22 protein-coding genes are annotated in these 18,788 nt (G+C 61.5%); 13 read left to right on the top strand and 9 right to left on the bottom strand.

Features of this window, described 5'->3' with window-relative positions; all coding sequences use genetic code 11:
* The coding region (locus V8352_RS17560; RefSeq protein ID WP_336425595.1) for a hypothetical protein at positions 1 to 254 on the bottom strand (254 nt) is incomplete at its 3' end.
* Here V8352_RS17560 and V8352_RS22020 point away from each other — a divergent pair.
* Complete coding sequence (locus V8352_RS22020) at positions 174 to 389, top strand: hypothetical protein (protein ID WP_442971063.1); 216 nt, start codon at positions 174 to 176, stop codon at positions 387 to 389. The two genes, V8352_RS17560 and V8352_RS22020, sit on opposite strands and share 81 nt — an antisense overlap.
* Before the next feature lie 319 nt (positions 390 to 708).
* Here V8352_RS22020 and V8352_RS17550 read toward each other — a convergent pair whose 3' ends face one another.
* Positions 709 to 864 carry a hypothetical protein gene (locus tag V8352_RS17550; protein WP_336425593.1) on the bottom strand — a complete coding sequence of 52 codons (156 nt, stop codon included), beginning with the start codon at positions 862 to 864 and terminating at the stop codon, positions 709 to 711.
* A 622-nt stretch (positions 865 to 1,486) separates the two neighbouring features.
* On the opposite strand from V8352_RS17550, the gene V8352_RS17545 reads away from it, so the two are divergent.
* Positions 1,487 to 1,714 (top strand): hypothetical protein, encoded by a 228-nt coding sequence (locus V8352_RS17545; protein ID WP_336425592.1) that lies wholly within the window; start codon positions 1,487 to 1,489, stop codon positions 1,712 to 1,714.
* Between the two features lie 175 nt (positions 1,715 to 1,889).
* The gene (locus V8352_RS17540) at positions 1,890 to 3,209 is read left to right on the top strand and encodes a glycine cleavage T C-terminal barrel domain-containing protein (protein ID WP_336425591.1); all 1,320 of its coding nucleotides are present in this window, start codon (positions 1,890 to 1,892) and stop codon (positions 3,207 to 3,209) included.
* A gap of 242 nt (positions 3,210 to 3,451) precedes the next feature.
* Here the strand turns inward: V8352_RS17540 and V8352_RS17535 are convergent, their stop codons facing one another.
* Together V8352_RS17535 and V8352_RS17530 are read right to left on the bottom strand one after the other, a co-directional pair.
* A complete protein-coding gene (locus tag V8352_RS17535) occupies positions 3,452 to 4,009 on the bottom strand; it encodes a ferric reductase-like transmembrane domain-containing protein (protein ID WP_336425590.1) in 558 nt (185 codons plus the stop codon).
* A gap of 59 nt (positions 4,010 to 4,068) precedes the next feature.
* Complete coding sequence (locus tag V8352_RS17530) at positions 4,069 to 4,569, bottom strand: twin-arginine translocation pathway signal (protein WP_442971062.1); 501 nt, start codon at positions 4,567 to 4,569, stop codon at positions 4,069 to 4,071.
* A 345-nt stretch (positions 4,570 to 4,914) separates the two neighbouring features.
* Here V8352_RS17530 and V8352_RS17525 point away from each other — a divergent pair, with 345 nt between their 5' ends.
* From V8352_RS17525 to V8352_RS17515, 3 genes are all read left to right on the top strand, one after another.
* Positions 4,915 to 5,373 carry an NUDIX hydrolase gene (locus V8352_RS17525; RefSeq protein WP_336425589.1) on the top strand — a complete coding sequence of 153 codons (459 nt, stop codon included), beginning with the start codon at positions 4,915 to 4,917 and terminating at the stop codon, positions 5,371 to 5,373.
* A gap of 74 nt (positions 5,374 to 5,447) precedes the next feature.
* On the top strand, positions 5,448 to 6,935 hold the full coding sequence (locus V8352_RS17520; RefSeq protein WP_336425588.1) for an inorganic phosphate transporter: 1,488 nt from the start codon (positions 5,448 to 5,450) through the stop codon (positions 6,933 to 6,935).
* A 185-nt stretch (positions 6,936 to 7,120) separates the two neighbouring features.
* A complete protein-coding gene (locus tag V8352_RS17515; protein ID WP_336425587.1) occupies positions 7,121 to 8,653 on the top strand; it encodes a catalase in 1,533 nt (510 codons plus the stop codon).
* Positions 8,654 to 8,867: 214 nt separating this feature from the next.
* On the opposite strand, the gene rplI is transcribed toward V8352_RS17515, so the two are convergent.
* Genes rplI through rpsF form a run of 3 tightly spaced genes read right to left on the bottom strand, consistent with a single transcriptional unit; the run spans position 8,868 to position 10,118 of the window.
* Entirely contained in the window at positions 8,868 to 9,497 is a 630-nt protein-coding gene (gene rplI, locus V8352_RS17510) for a 50S ribosomal protein L9 (protein WP_336425586.1), read from the bottom strand.
* Between the two features lie 11 nt (positions 9,498 to 9,508).
* Positions 9,509 to 9,736: a 30S ribosomal protein S18 gene (gene rpsR, locus V8352_RS17505; RefSeq protein WP_036700444.1), complete on the bottom strand. Its 228-nt coding sequence runs from the start codon at positions 9,734 to 9,736 to the stop codon at positions 9,509 to 9,511.
* A 28-nt stretch (positions 9,737 to 9,764) separates the two neighbouring features.
* Complete coding sequence (gene rpsF, locus V8352_RS17500) at positions 9,765 to 10,118, bottom strand: 30S ribosomal protein S6 (RefSeq protein ID WP_076531903.1); 354 nt, start codon at positions 10,116 to 10,118, stop codon at positions 9,765 to 9,767.
* 233 nt (positions 10,119 to 10,351) lie between these two features.
* Here rpsF and V8352_RS17495 point away from each other — a divergent pair, with 233 nt between their 5' ends.
* Positions 10,352 to 10,858 (top strand): hypothetical protein, encoded by a 507-nt coding sequence (locus V8352_RS17495; RefSeq protein ID WP_336425585.1) that lies wholly within the window; start codon positions 10,352 to 10,354, stop codon positions 10,856 to 10,858.
* A gap of 140 nt (positions 10,859 to 10,998) precedes the next feature.
* Positions 10,999 to 11,580, top strand: a complete 582-nt coding sequence (locus V8352_RS17490; protein ID WP_336425584.1) for a YceI family protein — start codon at positions 10,999 to 11,001, stop codon at positions 11,578 to 11,580.
* Positions 11,581 to 11,681: 101 nt separating this feature from the next.
* Here V8352_RS17490 and V8352_RS17485 read toward each other — a convergent pair whose 3' ends face one another.
* Positions 11,682 to 12,908, bottom strand: a complete 1,227-nt coding sequence (locus V8352_RS17485; protein ID WP_336425583.1) for a cytochrome b/b6 domain-containing protein — start codon at positions 12,906 to 12,908, stop codon at positions 11,682 to 11,684.
* Positions 12,909 to 13,056: 148 nt separating this feature from the next.
* Between V8352_RS17485 and fabD the strand changes: the two genes are divergently transcribed.
* The 3 genes from fabD to V8352_RS17470 all read left to right on the top strand — a co-directional run bounded on the left by fabD (position 13,057) and on the right by V8352_RS17470 (position 15,305).
* Positions 13,057 to 14,001 (top strand): ACP S-malonyltransferase, encoded by a 945-nt coding sequence (gene fabD / locus V8352_RS17480; RefSeq protein WP_336425582.1) that lies wholly within the window; start codon positions 13,057 to 13,059, stop codon positions 13,999 to 14,001.
* Positions 14,002 to 14,080: 79 nt separating this feature from the next.
* The gene (gene fabG, locus V8352_RS17475) at positions 14,081 to 14,818 is read left to right on the top strand and encodes a 3-oxoacyl-[acyl-carrier-protein] reductase (protein ID WP_336425581.1); all 738 of its coding nucleotides are present in this window, start codon (positions 14,081 to 14,083) and stop codon (positions 14,816 to 14,818) included.
* A gap of 253 nt (positions 14,819 to 15,071) precedes the next feature.
* Positions 15,072 to 15,305 carry an acyl carrier protein gene (locus tag V8352_RS17470; RefSeq protein ID WP_076531917.1) on the top strand — a complete coding sequence of 78 codons (234 nt, stop codon included), beginning with the start codon at positions 15,072 to 15,074 and terminating at the stop codon, positions 15,303 to 15,305.
* Positions 15,306 to 15,475: 170 nt separating this feature from the next.
* On the opposite strand, the gene V8352_RS17465 is transcribed toward V8352_RS17470, so the two are convergent.
* Positions 15,476 to 15,931, bottom strand: a complete 456-nt coding sequence (locus V8352_RS17465; RefSeq protein ID WP_336425580.1) for a PRC-barrel domain-containing protein — start codon at positions 15,929 to 15,931, stop codon at positions 15,476 to 15,478.
* A 370-nt stretch (positions 15,932 to 16,301) separates the two neighbouring features.
* Here V8352_RS17465 and fabF point away from each other — a divergent pair, with 370 nt between their 5' ends.
* Both fabF and mltG read left to right on the top strand, forming a co-directional pair.
* A complete protein-coding gene (gene fabF, locus V8352_RS17460; protein ID WP_336425579.1) occupies positions 16,302 to 17,561 on the top strand; it encodes a beta-ketoacyl-ACP synthase II in 1,260 nt (419 codons plus the stop codon).
* Complete coding sequence (gene mltG / locus V8352_RS17455; RefSeq protein ID WP_336425578.1) at positions 17,561 to 18,718, top strand: endolytic transglycosylase MltG; 1,158 nt, start codon at positions 17,561 to 17,563, stop codon at positions 18,716 to 18,718. The genes fabF and mltG overlap by 1 nt, the downstream gene beginning before the upstream one ends.
* Positions 18,719 to 18,788 lie beyond the last annotated feature (70 nt).

The raw sequence follows: 18,788 nt of genomic DNA, 5'->3' as shown, positions 1-18,788 counted from the left end.
CGGAGCATCCCAAACCGGGCGTCCGCCGCCGATGCCACAGAGAACCGCCTTGAAATCCATGCGGCAGGAACAACGTCCTTCAAGCCCGACTTATTCAGCAGCCTGCTAATGCCATCAATCTCCGTCGCGTCGTTGAACCCAAAAGCACCCTCTGCTCCTGCGGTTGTGGCGAGATGGCCAGGATCGGCGTGGAGGTCTCCCAACGGCTGGACGTGGTGTCTGCCCAGCTCCGCGTGCTCATAGAGCGTAATCACATCACCATTCTCCGCGCTATCAGGGATCAGTCCGGGCTGCCTCCATCTGTGATCGCGTTGCATGCGTCAGGGCTTCGGCTGCGTGCGAGGTTTGTTCGCCAGAGAATCGTGTTCTGCTCCATACTGACGCGATGATCCGAAGGCCCTCAAGGCTGAGTATCCCCAGCAGCTGTATGGCGTTGGCAAGCCGCATTGCTTCGGATTCTTCCGGCTCGAACCGAGACGGCCGGGGTCGCGGTTTGTGCCAGATCAGTTCGCCATTGTCGTATGACTGAATGTCCGCGCACAGAGCGCTTTCACGTTCGTGGGCCGGCCCGCCCGGCAAGATATACGCCCCCGCGAATCCTTCCAGCGTGTGATCTTCGCATTCCGTTTCCAAAGAGTGCTGGAGTTGCTGAACGCTCATCGGTTTACAGCTCATCGCTTTCGCGAGGACCAGTCTTGCCAAGTGATTTTAAGACCAGCGCATCAGCTTTCCTATATGCTGATTTACCTGGGCGGGGGGACGGCGGACAATGTCCATCAGGATCAGAATTTTCGCGGCTTCTTCATCCGCAAAGCTGACAAGCACATCTTCCTCCCTGGGACTGCCGGAGGCGGGAAGCGGCATCCTGAAACCCCTGTGCACTGGCAAGCAGGATGGGCATGCCTTCAGCGACGAATGCCAGCCGGTCCTCGTGCCGCATCTGGCCCAATTTTTGCCCCTGTCTTAGGCCGATGTCGGGTCTCCTTGTCACGCCTCTTGCATAGCAGGGGGTTGACACGACCCGCGGGAGAATTTCCTGCCGCAATCGCTTGGGACCTGTTTGGCCTCCTCAAAAAGAGCCGCAGATAGCCATAGCGAGGTCTTCGTTCTGCGCGTTGTTGCCTTTCGCGGAGACCGCAGAGAACGTGCGGGAGCCGCCCGCAGTGATCGGGAGCAATATCTCTCGATGTTGACGTGACCTGCGCGTGGGAACCTCTGGCTGAGGATAGTTGCTGCGAGTCTCACATGTTCAAGTAATTCGTGATTTGCACAACACCTTTGGGGTTGATTCGAGGAGTAAAAATTCACATCTATATTTATCAATGACTTATGGGGTCTTCGAATCTGTCTTGCACAACATTGCAATGTGCTTGAGATGTACAAAGAAGCCTTGGGAATGTGAAGAATATCAGTGTAAACTGGCACTGTTGCAAATGGTTGACCGCATGGGATTCACATGTGGAATCCATGCGGTTACAATGATTGCATGAGCAATTCATTCCCCGCCCGCTCGCCCGCGACCAACCGGTCCGGTCATATCGCCGCGCTGCGCAAGCGAGGCTTTCTGTGGATCTGGGTGGACTTGGGTCTGGCCTGGCTCGCACAGCATGAAGGCCGCCCCCGGACGGCACCGACCTTCTCCGATGCCGCCATGCCAGAGGTCTGCCGCGAAGGCAGCTTGAACGGGTCCGGAGGTGGACTGGCTCGTGACTGAATTTGCCGCCTTGTGCCGCTGGCAGAGGGATCAGGCAGTTCAAATCGTCAGCTGAAGAACGCTGTTCGTAGCGAAGAATCCTTGATCAGCGGACAAGATCGGGCGATGCTTGACGCCAAGCAGCAACCCACTTGGAAAATGTCGTCACAGGAGAAGGCGGCAAGGGAGGCAGACCATGGCCGAGCGCAGCTTTATCCACCCGAACGTTCCAGATGTTGACCAGTCCGACCGGACGGTGCCGTTCAATCTGCGCCAGTCCGGTCCGACGTCGGTAGAGATGCTGATCTCAACCCGTGTTCGCAAGTCGCCCTACTGGCACCTCTCGGTCGAGGCGGGGGCGTGGCGGGCGACGGTCTATAACCGGATGTATCACCCGCGCGGATATGTCCGCCCCGAGGATGGCGGCGCGATGGCCGAGTATGACGCCCTCGTCAATCGCGTCACGTTGTGGGACGTCGCCGTCGAACGCCAGATCAGGGTGAAGGGGCCGGACGCCGAAGCCTTCGTCAATTTCGTCATCACGCGAGATGCGGCGGAGATCGCGCCGCTACACGGTAAATATGCCATCTTGTGCAATTCTGAGGGCGGCATTCTGAACGATCCGGTCCTGCTGCGCCTGGCCGAGGACGAATTCTGGTTCTCCATCTCGGACAGCGATCTGTTGCTCTGGCTGCAAGGCGTGAACGTCGCCAAGGGCTGGGACGTGGACATCCGCGAGATCGACGTTGCGCCGTTGCAGGTGCAAGGCCCGTTGTCTGAGGCGCTGATGCGCGATCTGGTGGGCGACGCGGTTTTGGAGGTTCCCTACTACGGCCTGATGGAGGCCGAGATCGGCGGAGTGCCGGTGGTCGTGAGCCAGACCGGCTTCACCGGCGAGAAAGGCTTTGAGGTCTATGTCCGGGACGCCACGCTGAATGCCGAGGCAGTATGGTATGAAATCCGGGGGCAGGGTGCGCGCTATGGCATCCGCGTGATCGCACCGGGCCATCACCGGCGCATCGCGGCCGGCATTCTGTCTTGGGGGCAGGACATGGACGGGGAAACCTCGCCCTTTCAGGTCAACCTCGCCTATCAAGTGCCGCGCAAGAAAGAGGCCGATTACATCGGCCGCACCGAACTGGAACGTCAGCGGGCCGAGATCGAAGCCGGTCGCGCGCCGTTCCGCCTGAAGCTGGCGGGGCTGAAGCTGGGCGGCAAGCCGATCACGGATTACGCGCCCGATTTCTGGCTCGTGCGCCGGCCCGGCGGGGCGCGCTGCGGCTATGTCACCTCGCCCTGGTGGTCGCCGGAACTGGAGACGAACATCGCCTTGGCCTATGTGCCATGGGAGGAAAGCGACCTTGGCGCCCACTTCGAGGTGGAGTTGCCTGACCGCTATAACGACGTCTCGGGAATGGCAGTGCCTGCCGAAGTGGTCGCAATGCCCTTCCGCCCATCGGTCCACCCCGGCGCGCGCGAACAGGCCGAGGCGCACGGGCGCGATACGGCAGAGTAGCTGAGGCCCGTAGGGACCGCCATTGATGGTTACTGCGCGAGGGGGCGCGGCAACATCGTCATGGAAACGGTCATTGCCCATGGGTCTTGGTCGATGTGCCAGCCTTTAAAGGGTTTCGCCTTGTAATGATGCCTCAGGTTAAGGCGAAACGCTTTAACGCCATGCAGCAAGGTCTGCAGATGCGTCTTGAAGGTGTCGCGAGACAGTCGACTGGCCAAGCGGCCCATTGAGAGAACAGAGTGTTAAGTTCGACTGCGCGTTATGCGGGACCAGACCCGTAGATCGACTAGAAGCTTGAAGGTCGCCGCAAGGACAAGCACGCAGAGCACCGCCTTCGACGCCGTGCCCATCGTCCCCTCGATAAGCATCGCGTGGACCACGCTGCCCACTACGCCAACCAATGCGAGCGCGGTGTGGCCGAGACGCCAAGTCCGTGGCCGGATCGGCAACCGCCGTCCCAGAGTCGCCAACACTGCGGCAGCGAACAGGACCCACATCGCGGTGACACCCCAAGCCGAGAACGGCGTCGGCGAGGAGAAGAGAAGCGCGTCGACAACGTCCGGCGGGCTGGTCAGCCACAGCCCGCCGACATGAATGATGATGGCCGACACCAGTGCGAGCCCGGTCCAGAGATGGACACGCTTGCCCCGAGGCGCGGGCAAACCGGGCAAGTAACCCCCCGCCAAGAGCGGTTGTAAAAGCACGATGGCCATCGCCACGACACCGGCGAATCCGGCAATGATATAAATGGGATCACGCCATTCAAGCAGCGGGCTGGTGGCCGCCACAGCAAGCGGCACGACAACAGCAACCGCGAGGCTGGCCCAGATCAGGATCGCGCGGATGGGACGTGTAGGGATCAGGCAGGCTCCAGCACAAAATGCGCGCTCAGGCTCGAATCGCTGGCGTTCGGCATGATCGGGCGGAGGAAGACGGTCTTGAAATCCGCGCTATCATACGCGAGGTGACCATGTGGCTGGCCGAAGGCGGGGACGATCTGCGGCATCTCCAACCGGAATTCGCCATTCTCATCAGTGAGTGTCGCGCCGTGGCTGTGCGGATCGCGCTCGTGCCCTTCGGTCGTATGCGCCCAGATCTGGATGCGCTGTCCCGCAAGCGGCGCGCCGTCGCCCGCACGGCGCACGGTGCCGGTCATCCAGAAGCCACCGTTTCCAATGCGCTCGACGATTGGTGCCCCGGCACGATAATTATTGGATCCGCCGCGCATGGTGGGCGTCGGGTCGACGCCCTTTGCGTGGGCCGGTACGAGAAGACCCGAGGAAAAAGTTGCAAAGGATGCGCCGACCATTGCACCACCGGAGATGAGAAATTTGCGTCGGTTTGATCTTTTCTGTGTCATCTCGAATCTCCTTTATGACCTCATGCCTTCGCTTGGGGGCGGTTGCCTTAACCAAACTAAAAACCGTCGTTCTGTAAGCTCGCGTCCACCCGTCTTTTACCAAATAATGGGACGATGCGCATGAGATGAAAGGCTTCCCACGGTTTCGTGATGGAAAATTTTGGCATTGATGCGTGGCCTCGCAGACAGCGAACAAGTGCCAAGAGCACTTACGAGCAAGAGGATTGATCCTTTTCCCGAAGTTGTCTTTTTGGCCTCGGTTCCGCCGACTTTTGCAAATGGCTGGCGCAGCCCTTATATAAAGATCAACAACGATAAAAACGCAGCAGTTTCAGATTCAAAATTATGTCAAATGCGCTCCGAAAGCTCTGGGAAGAGTATGTCAGGCCTATCCTTCAGCGCCCCAAGCGCCTGCAGGTGGCCGCTCTGTGCTATCGCACGTCGAAGGGCGGCAAGAAGGTGCTGCTCGTGACATCGCGCGGCACGGGCCGTTGGATCATACCCAAAGGCTGGCCAATGGACGGCAAGAATGCGCCCGAAGCTGCGATGCAGGAAGCCTGGGAAGAAGCGGGCGTGCGCGAAGGTCAAATCGACGGCAAAGCGATCGGCTGCTACGCTTATAACAAAGAGCTCAAAACCGGCCTGAGAGTGCCGGTTGAAACACTTGTCTACAAGGTCGAAGTCAGCGAAACGCGCGACGATTTTCCCGAAGCGGGCGAGCGTGAGCGCCGCTGGGTCACCCCCGAGCAAGCATCCAACATGGTTCGTGAACCACAGTTGCAAGCGCTCTTCCGCGAAATGTAACGATTTTATGACAACCTGATTGCACCCCCGCGCCTGTTTGACTATCGCGCGCAGTCAAGCCGAGGGGGAGCCACATGTCCGACCGAAATCAGCACGATGCAGATCACCTGGAAACGCTCGACCGGGACCTGCACCGCCTGTCCTATCTTGAAGGCGCGACGCAATACGCGGCGCGGCCCATGGTCGGACCGGGCATCGCACTGGCCTTCATGGTCATCGCGGGCTTCGCTGCGGCGATCTTCTTCGGCCACGAGCCATCCAGCTATGTCGTCGTCCTCGCTGCCGTCTTCGGGGCTTACATGGCGCTCAACATCGGCGCCAATGACGTGGCCAACAACATGGGCCCCGCCGTTGGCGCCAACGCCCTCACGCTCGGCGGTGCAATTGCCATCGCCGCGATCTTCGAAAGCGCCGGCGCGCTTCTGGCGGGCGGCGATGTGGTCTCGACCATCTCCAAGGACATCATCGCGCCCTCGGCCATGGCCTCCACCGATGTTTTCATCTGGGCAATGATGTCTGCGCTCATTTCCGCCGCGCTCTGGGTCAATCTGGCCACATGGATCGGCGCGCCCGTCTCGACAACGCACTCGGTCGTGGGCGGCGTTCTTGGCGCAGGCATCGCCGCTGCTGGCTTTGCGGCCGTAAGTTGGCCCACCATGAGCGCCATTGCCGCAAGCTGGGTAATCTCTCCCGTGCTCGGCGGCGTGATCGCCGCCGCCTTCCTCGCGCTCATCAAATCCCGCGTGATCTATCAGGACGACAAGATCGAGGCGGCCAAGAAATGGGTGCCGATCCTTGTCGGGATCATGGTTGCGGCCTTTGCGGCCTACCTTGCCCTCAAGGGCCTGAAACGCGTCATGACGATTGACCTGCCCACTGCTGTGGCCATCGGCGCAGCCTTAGGCGTTGTGGCGTGGCTGGTGACCGTCCCGCTGATCCGCAAACAGGCCGTGGGACTGGAGAACCGTAACAAGTCGCTCAAGGTCCTGTTTGGCATACCCTTGGTGATCTCGGCGGCCCTTCTCAGCTTCGCTCACGGCGCGAATGACGTGGCCAACGCCGTCGGCCCTCTCGCGGCGATCGTCCACGCGGCCGAGTTCGGCAGCTTTTCCTCCGAGGTCGCCATACCCATGTGGGTCATGGTCATCGGCGCCTTCGGGATCAGCTTCGGCCTTTTCCTCTTTGGCCCGAAGCTGATCCGGATGGTCGGTGGCCAGATCACCAAACTCAACCCGATGCGCGCCTATTGCGTCTCTCTCTCGGCGGCGATCACCGTGATCGTGGCAAGCTGGCTTGGCCTGCCTGTCTCGTCGACGCATATCGCTGTCGGTGCTGTCTTTGGCGTCGGTTTCTTCCGCGAATGGGACACCTCCCGTCGCATGCGCACCCTCTCGCAGACCCTGCCAGAAGAGCGCCGCATCGCCACGGAGGAGCGCCGCCGCCGCAAGCTCGTGCGCCGATCGCATTTCATGACCATCGTCGCCGCATGGGTCATCACCGTGCCCGCCGCCGCGCTCCTCTCCGGCATAATCTTCATAATCCTGAGCGCGATCGTGAGCTGATCTGCCTTCCTGCGGGGAAAACTGCCTGCGGTATCATGTCCGACTACATGTAAGCCGCCTGAGCCTTGAAGCAGGGCAAAGATCGGCATGCTGAGGTGCTGCACGGCGGCTGCACCATCACTGCTGGGAGGAACTGCTTTGCATCAACACGCGTTATCCTGAATTACATTACGGGAGAGGATGACATGGCCGATAAGATGGACGTTCCGCCAACCACCACAGATGCAGGCATTCGGGTCCGGAGTGACGAGCATTCGCTCACGGTTGGCCCGGATGGGCCGATTGTTCTGAACGATCATTACCTTCTTGAACAGATGGCAAACTTCAACCGGGAGCGCATTCCAGAACGGCAGCCCCATGCAAAAGGGTCCGGCGCGTTCGGGCGATTTGAGACCACGCAGGATGTATCGCGCTATACCAAGGCCAAGATCTTTCAGCCCGGCGCGACCTGTGAGGCTGTCACCCGGTTCTCGACGGTGGCCGGCGAGCGCGGTAGCCCCGACACTTGGCGCGATCCGCGTGGTTTTTCGGTAAAGATGTATACCGAAGACGGCAACTTCGACATGGTCGGAAACAACACGCCGATCTTCTTCGTCCGCGATCCGATGAAGTTCCAGCATTTTATCCGCAGCCAGAAGCGCCGCGCCGACAATGACATGCGCGACCACGACATGCAGTGGGACTTCTGGACGCTATCGCCCGAAAGCGCGCATCAGGTGACCTATCTGATGGGCGACCGCGGCATTCCGCGGACTTGGCGCGAGATGAATGGCTATTCGAGCCACACTTATTCTCTGGTGAATGCGGAGGGTGAGAAGTTCTGGGTGAAATTCCACTTCCACACTGATCAGGGGGACGGCAATGCCTACCTGAGCCAGGATGAAGCTGACAAACTGGCCGGAAGCGACGGCGACTATCATCGCCGCGATTTGTTCAATGCGATCCAGGAGGGCAACTTTCCAAGCTGGACCCTGAATTGGCAGGTCATGCCGTATGAGGACGCCAAGACCTACGACATCAACCCCTTCGACCTGACGAAGGTCTGGCCGCATTCGGATTATCCGCTGATCGAGGTCGGCAAGCTGACCCTCGACCGCAACCCCACCGACTTCCATACCGAAATCGAGCAAGCGGCGTTCGAGCCCAACAACATGGTGCCGGGCGTCGGCTTGTCGCCGGACAAGATGTTGCTGGCGCGTGGTTTTTCCTATGCGGATGCGCACCGCGCGAGACTGGGTGTCAATTACAAGCAGATCCCGGTGAACAGCGCCAAAAGTCAGGTGCACAGCTACTCCAAGGATGGGGAGGGGCGCACCGAGAATGTCTCGGACCCGGTCTATGCGCCCAATTCCTATGGCGGCCCTGCGGCCCAGCCAGAGCCGGGCGCCGAGGCCGGGCTGTGGCACACCGACGGCGAGATGGTGCGTCAGGCCTACACATTACGTAAGAACGATGACGATTGGAGCCAGGCTGGCAAGCTGGTTCGCGAGGTGATGGATGACGCGGCGCGTGCGCGTCTTGTGGACAACGTGGTGGGGCACCTGTGCGACGGTGTCAGCGAGAAGGTGCTGCAACGCGCCTTCGAGTACTGGCGCAACATCGACCACGAGACCGGCGAGAGGATTGAATCTGGGGTGCGCGAGAGGCTGGGCGGCAAATCGGATGCGCCTGGTCTCGCCTCGGCTCAGAGCATCCGCGGTCGAGAAGCCGCCGAGTAGGCGCATCGTCATCCGGCNATCTGGGGTGCGCGAGAGGCTGGGCGGCAAATCGGATGCGCCTGGTCTCGCCTCGGCTCAGAGCATCCGCGGTCGAGAAGCCGCCGAGTAGGCGCATCGTCATCCGGCGGGGCTTGTTGGCCGCTGTGATGCTTTAATGCAAAGAGCCGCGCAGTTTCCTGCGCGGCTCTTCGTCATTCCATCGACCGACTGACGATCAGGAGGTCTTGTCTTCGCCGTCGTCCGAGTCAGACTGCTCGACAGCTTCTGCCAGATCGTCGTCATCCGACGCGGCCGAGCCGATGTCGTCAAAGAGCTCCGCGATTTCGAAATCGGCTGCCGCTTCTTCTTCGGCGGCCAGTTCCTGAATCGACTTGCCCGATGCCTGCAACTCGGCCTCTTCGGGCGAGCGTGCGACGTTCAGCGTCACGGTCGACTCGACCTCGGGATGCAGCGAGATGTGGATGTCGTGCAGGCCCAGTTCCTTGATGGGCTGGCCCAGCGACACTTGCTTGCGATCGACGGTAAAGCCGTTCTCGTTTGCCGCATCGGCAGCGTCACGGGTGGTGACAGAGCCGTAGAGCGCGCCCGAGTCGGCGGCCTGACGAATCACGATGAACTGCTGACCGTTCAGCTTTTCGGCCATCGCTTCGGCTTCTTTGCGGGTTTCGAGGTTTTGCGCCTCGAGAACCGCCTTGCGCGCCTCGAAATCGGCGATGTTACGCTCGGAGGCCGACAGCGCCTTGCGCTGGGGCAGCAGATAGTTGCGTGCGAAGCCCGGCTTGACGTCGACGACGTCGCCCATCTGGCCCAGCTTTGCCACACGCTCGAGAAGGATAACTTGCATGTCTATTCTCCTTACTTGACGGCGTAGGGGAGCAGGGCGAGGAAGCGGGCGCGCTTGATCGCACGGGCCAGCTCACGCTGCTTCTTGGCCGAGACGGCGGTGATGCGCGAAGGCACGATCTTGCCACGCTCAGAGATGTAGCGCTGCAACAGGCGGGTGTCCTTGTAGTCGATCGCAGGTGCGTTCTCGCCCGAGAAGGGGCAGACCTTGCGGCGACGGAAAAACGGTTTTGTAGCCATGGTTTATGTCCTTTTCTTCAGGCGTTGATCAACGGCGCTCGCGGCGCTCGGACCGCTCGTCGCGCTTTTGCATCTGGACCGACGGCAGCTCTTTGTGCTCGTCGACCTTGATGGTCAGCGTGCGCATCACGTCGTCGTGCAGACGCATCAAGCGCTCCATTTCCTGCACGGCTTCGGACGGTGCGTCCGAGCGCAGGAAGGCATAGTGGCCCTTGCGGTTCTTGTTGATCTTGTAGGCCATCGTCTTGACGCCCCAATACTCGTGATCGACGAGTTTGCCGCCGTTGTCGGACAGCACGGTGCCAAAATGTTCGATGAGGCTTTCGGCCTGCGCGCTGGACAGGTCCTGGCGCGAGATAAAGACATGCTCGTAAAGGGGCATGTTGGATCCACTTCTATCAAGGCGCATTTCATAGGCGGAGCAATTCGTTTCGCGGCCCCACCACGAGAGACTGCGCGGTTCATACGTGTTTGCGAAACGAGGCCGAGCCATACAGTCATCCCCTCTGGCGTGCAAGAGGCATGCACCGCCTCGGTATGAGCGCGCGGGTGCCCCATTGATGCCGAAATCCTTTGTCAGATTTTAACCAAGTTTAATGGCAAGAGATTGAAACGATGACAGCGCTTCCTGATACGTTCATGCCCGAAGGCCCATTGCGTCACCAGCGGATCACACCGCTGCATCATATGGAGGTCGTCGAAACGGGGGCTTTGCGCCACCTCGCGCTGCGCTGCGCCGCCGTGGCCCTGCTGATTGCGGCCATTGGTCTGTGGCTGGTGCCCGTGATCGAAGGCGACGCGATGATGCAGCTCTTCAAGCTGGCCTGTTCTGCCGCGCTTGCCATGGCCGGTGTGATGCTGATGGCGGCGCGCCCCGAAGCTCCGGGCCCTGAGGTGCGCATCAATCCTGCGACGCGCGAGATGACCATCATCGAGCGGGACGCCCAAGGGCATCTGCGCAGTGAAATCTGTCATGACATCGACACCCTTGGCGATATCGTCCTGCGCGATGGGCTGCTGAGCGCGCGATGCTCTGCGGGCCAGCATCTGGTCACGCTGCCGGTCACGGACCCGCGCATCGAGGATGCCCTCAAGGCGGTCTTGGCGGGCCGACCAGACTGAATGCGCGTCGGGGCGAGGGGGCGCTGTCATCGGCGAACCTGCGCCAGCCCACACGTGATGTTTATATCTGCGCAATTGCTTTGCGCCTAGTTTAAGATACCTCCTGTAAAGTAGTTAAACTTATATAGGAGAGCCCAACCATGAAGACTTCACTGTTTGCCGCCGCCGCAACGGCCGCAGCCCTGACTGCCACCAACGCCGCCGCTGCCCCCGAGGCCTATACGCTGCAACCCAGCCACAGTCAGGTGATGTTCACCTACGATCACTTGGGGTATTCAACCACTTACAACATGTTCGCTGGCTGGGAAGGCCAGATCATGTTCGACAAGGAAGACCCCGCCAATTCTTCGGTCGAGGTGTCGATCCCGTTGTCCTCGCTCTATACTGGGTGGGAGGCGCGTTTCGAACACTTCATGAAGGACGAATTCTTTGGCGCTGAGGACGGTGACATGGTCACGTTCAAATCCACGTCCATCGAAGTGACGGACGACGACGAGGCCATCATCACAGGCGATCTGACCATGAATGGCATCACCAAATCCGTGCAGCTCGAAACCGAGCTGAACATGGAAGGCCAGCACCCGATGGAGGACAAGCCGTGGATCGGTTTCGATGCCGAGACGACGATCAAGCGGTCTGACTTTGGTGTCGGCGCCTATGCCCCCAACATCAGCGACGAGCTGGATGTCGAAATCTCGATCGAGGCCGGCAAGGACGAGTGATCTGGTAGGCTTAGCATAGCTTGGTTTGACAGAATTGAGGCCCGCGCACCCATGAATGGGGTGCGCGGGCCTTTTTCGTGGCGCGGCCTGTTCGCCCCCTGCTACTGGCCTTCTGCCCGCGTCGCGGTCAGCGCCCAGTCGATCCGAACGTCGAAAGCCAGCGACCCTTCGTCCTGCGTGCCCGTGCCGATGTTGAAATCCAGACGGTTGACCGCAAGGCTGCCCGCGGCATCGGCTGTGCCATCCTCTATCGTCAGATCGACCAGCATACGCACTGGCACCGATTGGTCGCGGATGCGCAGTGTGCCATCCGCGACAAGGCCATCCTCCTCGATCAGGTCGGCCTCGAAAACGGCGGTCGGGTATTCTTCGGCCGCAAAGAAATCGGAGCCCATGGCCTGCTTCGTAACGCTTCCCAGCGTCAGTGATGGGATCGACACAGTGATTGTGACCGACCCGTGGCGGCCCGTCTCATCGGGTGTTTCCTGATACTCGATATCGGCGGTCCAATCGGCAAAGCTGCCTGTGACGTCCGATCCGTTTTGCACGATGACAATATTCAGGCTGCCGTCCTCGACGCGCCATTCGCTGCTGACCTCGGCCAGCGCCCCGGCGCGCGCGCGTTCCTGCGGGTTCAGCCATCCGGCCCACGCGCCAGCACCAACGGCCGCCGCCCAGATCGCCAGCGCCGCTATCGCCGGAAGGACATGACCGGGCTGCTGCGCGGTCGGAAGGGCGGTCTGGTGCCCCGGCAACATGCGGCGCAAGGTGGCGTCACGGTCGATCACGTGATGCTTGAGCGCGCCGATAATATGCAGCGTGATCGCCCCCGCCAGCACCCATTGCAGGATGAAATGCAGCGCGCCGGTCACCTCTGCCACGCCCGGATCCTTGGGCACTAAAGGCAGATCCTGGCCCAGTGGCCACCAGATCGGCGCATAGCCCGTCGTCGCCGCGTGATGCACCCAGCCGCTGAGCGGGACCAGCAAGAGCGAGCCGTAGAGCAGCCAATGCGCCGTCTCGGCCAAGCGGGCCTCTAGCCATTTGTCGCCGTTCAGCAGGGCTGGCTTGGGCTGGGATATGGCCCAGAGAATGCGCATCAGTGCCAGTGCGAATATCGCGATGCCCAGTGTCTTGTGGATCGAGAACAAGAGCTTGGCCCACGCGATGGTCGCGTCGGTGGTCGCGATGTCGGGTGCCTCGATCCATTTGCCCAGCGTGCTGGCGGTCCATCCCAGCGCGAACATCGACAGGATCAACAGCGCGGTTGTCCAGTGAAAGACCTTGGTGACGCTGCCATAGCTGGTCGCGGTGTTGCCGAGGTGCATGGGGTCGTCCTTTTGCAGATTTCCTGCGGCGAACTTAGTGCATCGCGGTTTGCGCGCAATCCTGTGCGGGCGCACAGTGACCCTGCGCCATTGCCTCGCGCCGCCTTGCAAGGTATTCGGATCGCCAGTCAGAGGAGGGAGGGCCAGCATGGGCCGAGCATTCATATTTCCGGGGCAGGGCGCGCAGACGATCGGCATGGGCCGCGCTTTGGCCGACGCCTATCCGGCGGCACGCGATGTCTTCGACGAGGTCGACGATGCGCTGGGCGAGCCGCTGTCGGCGCTGATCTGGGAGGGCAACGCCGAAACCTTGACCCTGACGCAGAACGCGCAGCCCGCGCTGATGGCCACGTCGCTTGCCGCGCTCCGCGCGCTGGAGGCCGAGGGTGTGACCCTCGATGCTGCGCAATTCGTCGCCGGTCACTCGCTGGGTGAATATTCGGCGCTGGCCGCTGCGGGCGCGCTCAGCATTGCCGACACGGCGCGCCTCTTGCGCATCCGGGGCCGCGCCATGCAAGAGGCCGTGCCCGTTGGCGTCGGCGCCATGGCCGCGATTCTCGGCCTCGACTTCGAGGCGGTGACGGCGCTGGCCAAGGACGCCGCCGAGGACGATGTCTGCCAGGCCGCCAATGACAATGATCCCGGTCAGGTCGTTGTCTCGGGCCACAAGGCAGCCGTCGAGCGTGCGGTCGAAATGGCCAAGGGGCGCGGCGCCAAGCGCGCGATGCTCTTGCCCGTCAGCGCACCGTTTCATTGCGCATTGATGCAGCCCGCCGCCGAAGTGATGCGCGAAGCGCTCGAGGAAGTGGCGATGGATCGCCCCGCCGTGCCGCTGGTTGCCAATGTGCGCGCCGGGGCCGTGACGGAGCCGGGCGAGATCCGCGCCCTTTTGGTGGAGCAGGTGACCGGCTCGGTCCGCTGGCGCGAGAGCGTGAGCTTCATGGCGCAAGAGGGCGTGACTGAAACGTGGGAGATCGGCGCGGGCAAGGCGCTTTCGGGTATGGTGCGCCGGATCGAGCGCGACATGACCGTGCGCAATATCGGCACGCCCGAGGATGTCGTGGCCGCCGTCGCCGCACTGCAAGGCGGCTGAGGCGTCAAAGCCAGATCGGAGCGCGGATTTTCAAGGATTGATCCGGCACCGTTTCAAAGGACAGGAAAGGAAATTCGAGATGTTTGATCTGACAGGCAAGACGGCGCTGGTGACCGGCGCATCGGGCGGTATCGGCGGCGAGATTGCGCGCACGCTCCATGCGGCGGGTGCCACCGTTGGCCTCAGCGGCACGCGCACCGAGCCGCTGGAGGCATTGGCCAAGGAACTGGGCGCGCGCGCCCATGTCCTGCCCTGCAATCTCAGCGACAAGGATGCCGTCGAGGCGCTGCCGAAGCAGGCGATCGAGGCGATGGGCAGCCTCGATATCCTCGTGAACAATGCGGGCATTACGCGCGATCAGATTTTCATGCGCATGTCCGACGACGAGTGGCAGAACGTGCTGGATGTCAATCTGACCAGCACCATGCGCCTGTGCCGTGCCGTCATGCGCCCCATGATGAAGGCACGCTGGGGCCGGATCATCAATATCTCGTCCATCGTGGGCGCGACCGGCAATCCCGGTCAGGCCAATTACGCGGCCTCCAAGGCAGGCGTCGTCGGCATGACCAAATCCATCGCCTATGAGGTCGCCAGTCGCGGAATTACCGCCAACGCCGTTGCGCCGGGCTTTATCGCGACCCCCATGACCGACAGTCTGACGGACGACCAGAAAGCCAAGATCAACGGCCAGATCCCCGCCGCGCGCATGGGCACCCCCGGCGAGATCGCGGCGGCGGTGCTCTATCTGGCCAGCAACGAGGCGGGTTATGTCACCGGATCGACCCTGCACGTCAATGGCGGCATGGCGATGCTCTAGGCGCAGCCATGCGGGCCCGCGATGCAGGCGGCTATACGCCGTAGGCGGGGCAGCGAAATCATTTGCCTCGCGCGCGCCATATGCTATAGGCGGCGCAGATTTGCCGGGGGTGCGCCCATCTGCCGCCCTTTTTGGCTTGCCGAAAGAGGCATTGACTTAACGCCCCCATAGGGCACCATCCACGTCGCCACCCGCCTGCCGGGCGGGGGCAAAACGGGCCGAGTGGCCCAACGAGAAAAACAAGGATTATGTCATGAGCGATATCGCAGACCGCGTTAAGAAAATCGTCGTCGAGCATCTGGGTGTAGAAGAAGACAAAGTGGTCGAGAACGCCTCGTTCATCGACGATCTGGGTGCAGACAGCCTGGACACGGTCGAGCTGGTCATGGCCTTCGAAGAAGAGTTCGGGATCGAGATTCCCGATGATGCCGCCGAGAACATCCAGACCTTCGGCGACGCGGTCAAGTTCATCAAGGAAGCGTCCTGACGCACGGCAGAACCGGCGCCACGGCGCCGGTTCTGCTGCTTGGTGCTGTCACGATCCAAGCGACGACGCGAAGCATTTGAACGACGAAAAAGGCGCGGGGCATATGCCACCGCGCCTTTCTTTGTCAGTCTGAGTGTTCATCCGGCTACTCTGCCGAGATGGTCAGAACCTTATTCCCAGAAGCCTTCATCGACACCGGGCAATTCTTCCAACTCTTCTTCGCTCATGCGCGTCACCAGCACCATCTCGCGGTCATCGACCGGGACGAGATGGACGTCATCCACAGCGATCATCACGTGCTTGTCGCCAATGTCGAGAAAGCCGCCGACTTCGGCAACCACACCGACCATTTCGCCGCTGCTGTTCAGAACGACATCTTCGATTTCACCGATCTCGTTCCATTCAGAACCGACCTCGTTGTAGTTGGCATCGGACCAGCCTTCATCGTCGGCTTCGTTCAGAGTGTAAACCGCGCCACCGGTGATGTCGCGGGTCCGGATCAGGTCGTCCTTCATGGCGGCCATATCGGCGCTGTTTTGCGATGCGTTCTGCATGCTGCTGTCTTGGGCCATGGCACCGCCGGCTGCGATGGTGAGGGCCAATGCGCTTGCTGTCATGAATTTCATCTCTGTCTCTCCTTTTTTCATTTCGTCTTCGGGGGATCAACGGATGCCCGCGGCCAAAGTTCCAAAGCGATTTTGCGCAGCGATGAAGTTTTGCGGTTGGCTCTGCCGTGAACTTTTCGGCGCGCCCGATTGGCGTGGTATCGACCTGGCCATGGGATAAGCTTGGCTGGCGCGCCAAACGGAGCCTTTGCGCCGTCTCTTCCAGGGCCTCTACCAAGTCTCTTCGGAGCATCCCCGAATGCTGTTCGCTCGGCTCATTTTTGCTTGCGCTGCAGGTGGATTGATACCGCCCGCGCCTGCGCGGTCTTGCCCCCCGGCCCCAAGAAAGGGTATGAGCAGCGCCAATGGACTTGAGGGAAGGGGCAGCAGGATGCGCCGTGTCGTCGTAACAGGCCTTGGATTGGTCACACCGCTGGCTTCCGGCGTGGAAGAAAGCTGGAGCCGCCTTCTGGATGGCCAGTCGGGCGCGGGGCCCATCACGCGCTTTGATCCTTCGAATGTGTTGACCAAATACGCCTGCGAAGTGCCATTGGGCGATGGAACGGACGGCACTTTCAATGCCGACGATTTCATGGAGCCCAAAGAGCGCCGCAAGGTCGATGATTTCATCCTTTATGGCGTTGCCGCCGCGCAGCAGGCGGTCGAGGACAGCGGCTGGATGCCCGAGGACGATGAGGCCCGTGAGCGCACCGGCGTCATGATCGGCTCTGGCATTGGCGGGCTGCGGTCCATCGAGGAGACGACGCTGATCATCCGGGACAAGGGCGTGCGGCGCGTGTCGCCGTTCTTTATCCCCGGCGCGCTGATCAACCTGATCTCGGGTCAGGTTGGCATCCGCTATGGCTTCAAGGGGCCGAATCATTCTGTTGTCACCGCCTGCTCGACCGGCGCCCATGCGATTGGCGATGCCGCGCGCCTGATCATGTTCGGTGATGCCGATGTGATGGTTGCGGGCGGCGCCGAGGCGGCGATCTGCGAGATCGGCATCGCGGGCTTCAACGCCTGCAAGGCGCTCAGCACCAAGCGCGCGGATGACCCCAAGGCCGCCAGCCGGCCCTATGATGTCGATCGGGACGGTTTTGTCATGGGCGAGGGCGCGGGGATCGTCGTGCTCGAGGAATACGAGCACGCCAAGGCGCGCGGCGCCAAGATCTATGCCGAGGTGCTGGGCTATGGCCTGTCCGGCGACGCGTATCACATCACCGCCCCCAGCGAGGATGGCGACGGCGGCTTTCGCGCGATGAAGATGGCGCTGGGCCACGCGGGCGTGGAGCCTGCGGATGTCGATTACATCAACGCGCATGGCACATCTACGATGGCCGACACGATCGAGCTGAAGGCGGTTGAGCGCCTGCTTGGCGATGCGGCGGGCAAGGCCACGATGAGTTCGACCAAATCCGCGACCGGGCACCTTCTGGGCGCCGCGGGCGCGATAGAGGGGATATTCGCGATCCTTGCGATCCGCGATCAGGTGGTGCCGCCCACGATCAACCTCGACAATCCGGCGATCGAATCGCCCATCGACCTTGCGCCCAATAAAAAGGTCGAGCGCACTGTGAAGGTGGCGCTTTCCAACAGCTTTGGCTTTGGCGGCACCAACGCCAGCGTCTGCTTCGGGGCAGTGCGCTGATGTGGCGCAACATCACCTCCAGCGCGATCAGCTTTCTGGTGGTTGTCACGTTCCTCTTTGGCGGCGTGATCATCTGGGGACAGAACAGCTACAACAGTGAAGGCCCATCCGAGACCGCCGTGTGCCTACGCGTTGATCGCGGTGCGTCCATGCGCGAGGCGTCTGCCCGGTTGGCCGATCAGGGCGCAATCTCCAGCCCGATGATCTTTCGCATCGGTGCCGACTACGCGGGCAAGGCCGGAGAGCTCAAGGCGGGCAGCTGGTTGATCCCCGAAGGCGCGACGATGGAGGAAATCACGCGCATCATCACACGCGGCGGGGCCAGCACTTGTGGCACCGAGGTAATCTATCGCATCGGCGTGACCAGTAGCGAAGTCGAGCTCCGCGAGCTTGATCTGGAGACGAACCGTTATGTCGAAAGGGCCGCCTATGATCCCGCCAAAGATGAGGTGCCCGCCGTCTTTGCCGAGGTGGTTGCGCAGGCCGATACCCGCTTTGTCGTTGCAATCGCCGAAGGCACGACCAGTTGGCAGATTGTCGAAGGACTGAAAGCTATGGAGGTGCTGGAAGGCGATCTCGCCGATGTCCCAGCCGAGGGCACGCTGGCCCCCGATAACTATGAGTTAAACAGGGGCGACACCCGCGCCAGCGTGATTGCGCGCATGACCGAGGCGCAAGAACGCATTGTCGCCACCGCCTGGGCCAGCCGCGACGAGGGGCTGCCGTTGGAGAACGAGCAGGAGCTTCTGGTGCTGGCGTCGATAATCGAAAAGGAAACCGGCCTTTCGGATGAGCGGCGGCAGGTGGCGAGCGTCTTTGAAAACCGTCTGCGGCGCGGCATGCGCCTGCAAACCGACCCGACGGTGATCTATGGCATCACCGAAGGGCAGGGCGTGCTGGGCCGGGGCTTGCGGGCCAGCGAACTGCGCGCCGCGACCCCGTGGAATACCTATGTGATCGAGGGTCTGCCGCCCACGCCAATCGCAAATCCTGGCCGCGCCAGTATCGAGGCGGCGGTCAACCCGGCTGAGACGGATTACGTATTCTTCGTTGCCGATGGCAGTGGCGGGCACGCCTTCGCCGAAACGCTGGACGAGCATAACACCAATGTCGCCAAATGGCGCCAGATCGAGGCCGAACGAAACCAGTCGCAATAGCGCGGCATATCACGCGGCGGGTGCGCTGCGGCGAAAGGGCGCTTGACCCTGTGCCGTGCCAAGCCCAAAC

The organism is Roseovarius sp. D0-M9 (assembly GCF_037083805.1).
Classification (GTDB): Bacteria; Pseudomonadota; Alphaproteobacteria; order Rhodobacterales; family Rhodobacteraceae; genus Roseovarius.
The sequence above is the reverse complement of the archived record's forward strand: the minus strand, read 5'-3'. Positions and strand labels throughout refer to the sequence as shown.

Excerpts from the sequence above, each read along its gene's own strand:
- V8352_RS17470 (WP_076531917.1), top strand. The coding sequence starts at position 15,072 with ATGAGCGATATCGCAGACCGCGTTAAGAAAATCGTCGTCGAGCATCTG.
- V8352_RS17490 (WP_336425584.1), top strand. The coding sequence starts at position 10,999 with ATGAAGACTTCACTGTTTGCCGCCGCCGCAACGGCCGCAGCCCTGACT.
- V8352_RS17485 (WP_336425583.1), bottom strand. The coding sequence starts at position 12,908 with ATGCACCTCGGCAACACCGCGACCAGCTATGGCAGCGTCACCAAGGTC.
- V8352_RS17520 (WP_336425588.1), top strand. The coding sequence starts at position 5,448 with ATGTCCGACCGAAATCAGCACGATGCAGATCACCTGGAAACGCTCGAC.
- mltG (WP_336425578.1), top strand. The coding sequence starts at position 17,561 with ATGTGGCGCAACATCACCTCCAGCGCGATCAGCTTTCTGGTGGTTGTC.
- V8352_RS17550 (WP_336425593.1), bottom strand. The coding sequence starts at position 864 with ATGCCGCTTCCCGCCTCCGGCAGTCCCAGGGAGGAAGATGTGCTTGTC.
- V8352_RS17530 (WP_442971062.1), bottom strand. The coding sequence starts at position 4,569 with ATGACACAGAAAAGATCAAACCGACGCAAATTTCTCATCTCCGGTGGT.
- rplI (WP_336425586.1), bottom strand. The coding sequence starts at position 9,497 with ATGCAAGTTATCCTTCTCGAGCGTGTGGCAAAGCTGGGCCAGATGGGC.
- V8352_RS17545 (WP_336425592.1), top strand. The coding sequence starts at position 1,487 with ATGAGCAATTCATTCCCCGCCCGCTCGCCCGCGACCAACCGGTCCGGT.
- V8352_RS17540 (WP_336425591.1), top strand. The coding sequence starts at position 1,890 with ATGGCCGAGCGCAGCTTTATCCACCCGAACGTTCCAGATGTTGACCAG.
- V8352_RS17495 (WP_336425585.1), top strand. The coding sequence starts at position 10,352 with ATGACAGCGCTTCCTGATACGTTCATGCCCGAAGGCCCATTGCGTCAC.
- fabG (WP_336425581.1), top strand. The coding sequence starts at position 14,081 with ATGTTTGATCTGACAGGCAAGACGGCGCTGGTGACCGGCGCATCGGGC.
- rpsF (WP_076531903.1), bottom strand. The coding sequence starts at position 10,118 with ATGCCCCTTTACGAGCATGTCTTTATCTCGCGCCAGGACCTGTCCAGC.
- V8352_RS22020 (WP_442971063.1), top strand. The coding sequence starts at position 174 with ATGGCCAGGATCGGCGTGGAGGTCTCCCAACGGCTGGACGTGGTGTCT.
- fabF (WP_336425579.1), top strand. The coding sequence starts at position 16,302 with ATGCGCCGTGTCGTCGTAACAGGCCTTGGATTGGTCACACCGCTGGCT.
- V8352_RS17515 (WP_336425587.1), top strand. The coding sequence starts at position 7,121 with ATGGCCGATAAGATGGACGTTCCGCCAACCACCACAGATGCAGGCATT.
- rpsR (WP_036700444.1), bottom strand. The coding sequence starts at position 9,736 with ATGGCTACAAAACCGTTTTTCCGTCGCCGCAAGGTCTGCCCCTTCTCG.
- fabD (WP_336425582.1), top strand. The coding sequence starts at position 13,057 with ATGGGCCGAGCATTCATATTTCCGGGGCAGGGCGCGCAGACGATCGGC.
- V8352_RS17465 (WP_336425580.1), bottom strand. The coding sequence starts at position 15,931 with ATGAAATTCATGACAGCAAGCGCATTGGCCCTCACCATCGCAGCCGGC.
- V8352_RS17525 (WP_336425589.1), top strand. The coding sequence starts at position 4,915 with ATGTCAAATGCGCTCCGAAAGCTCTGGGAAGAGTATGTCAGGCCTATC.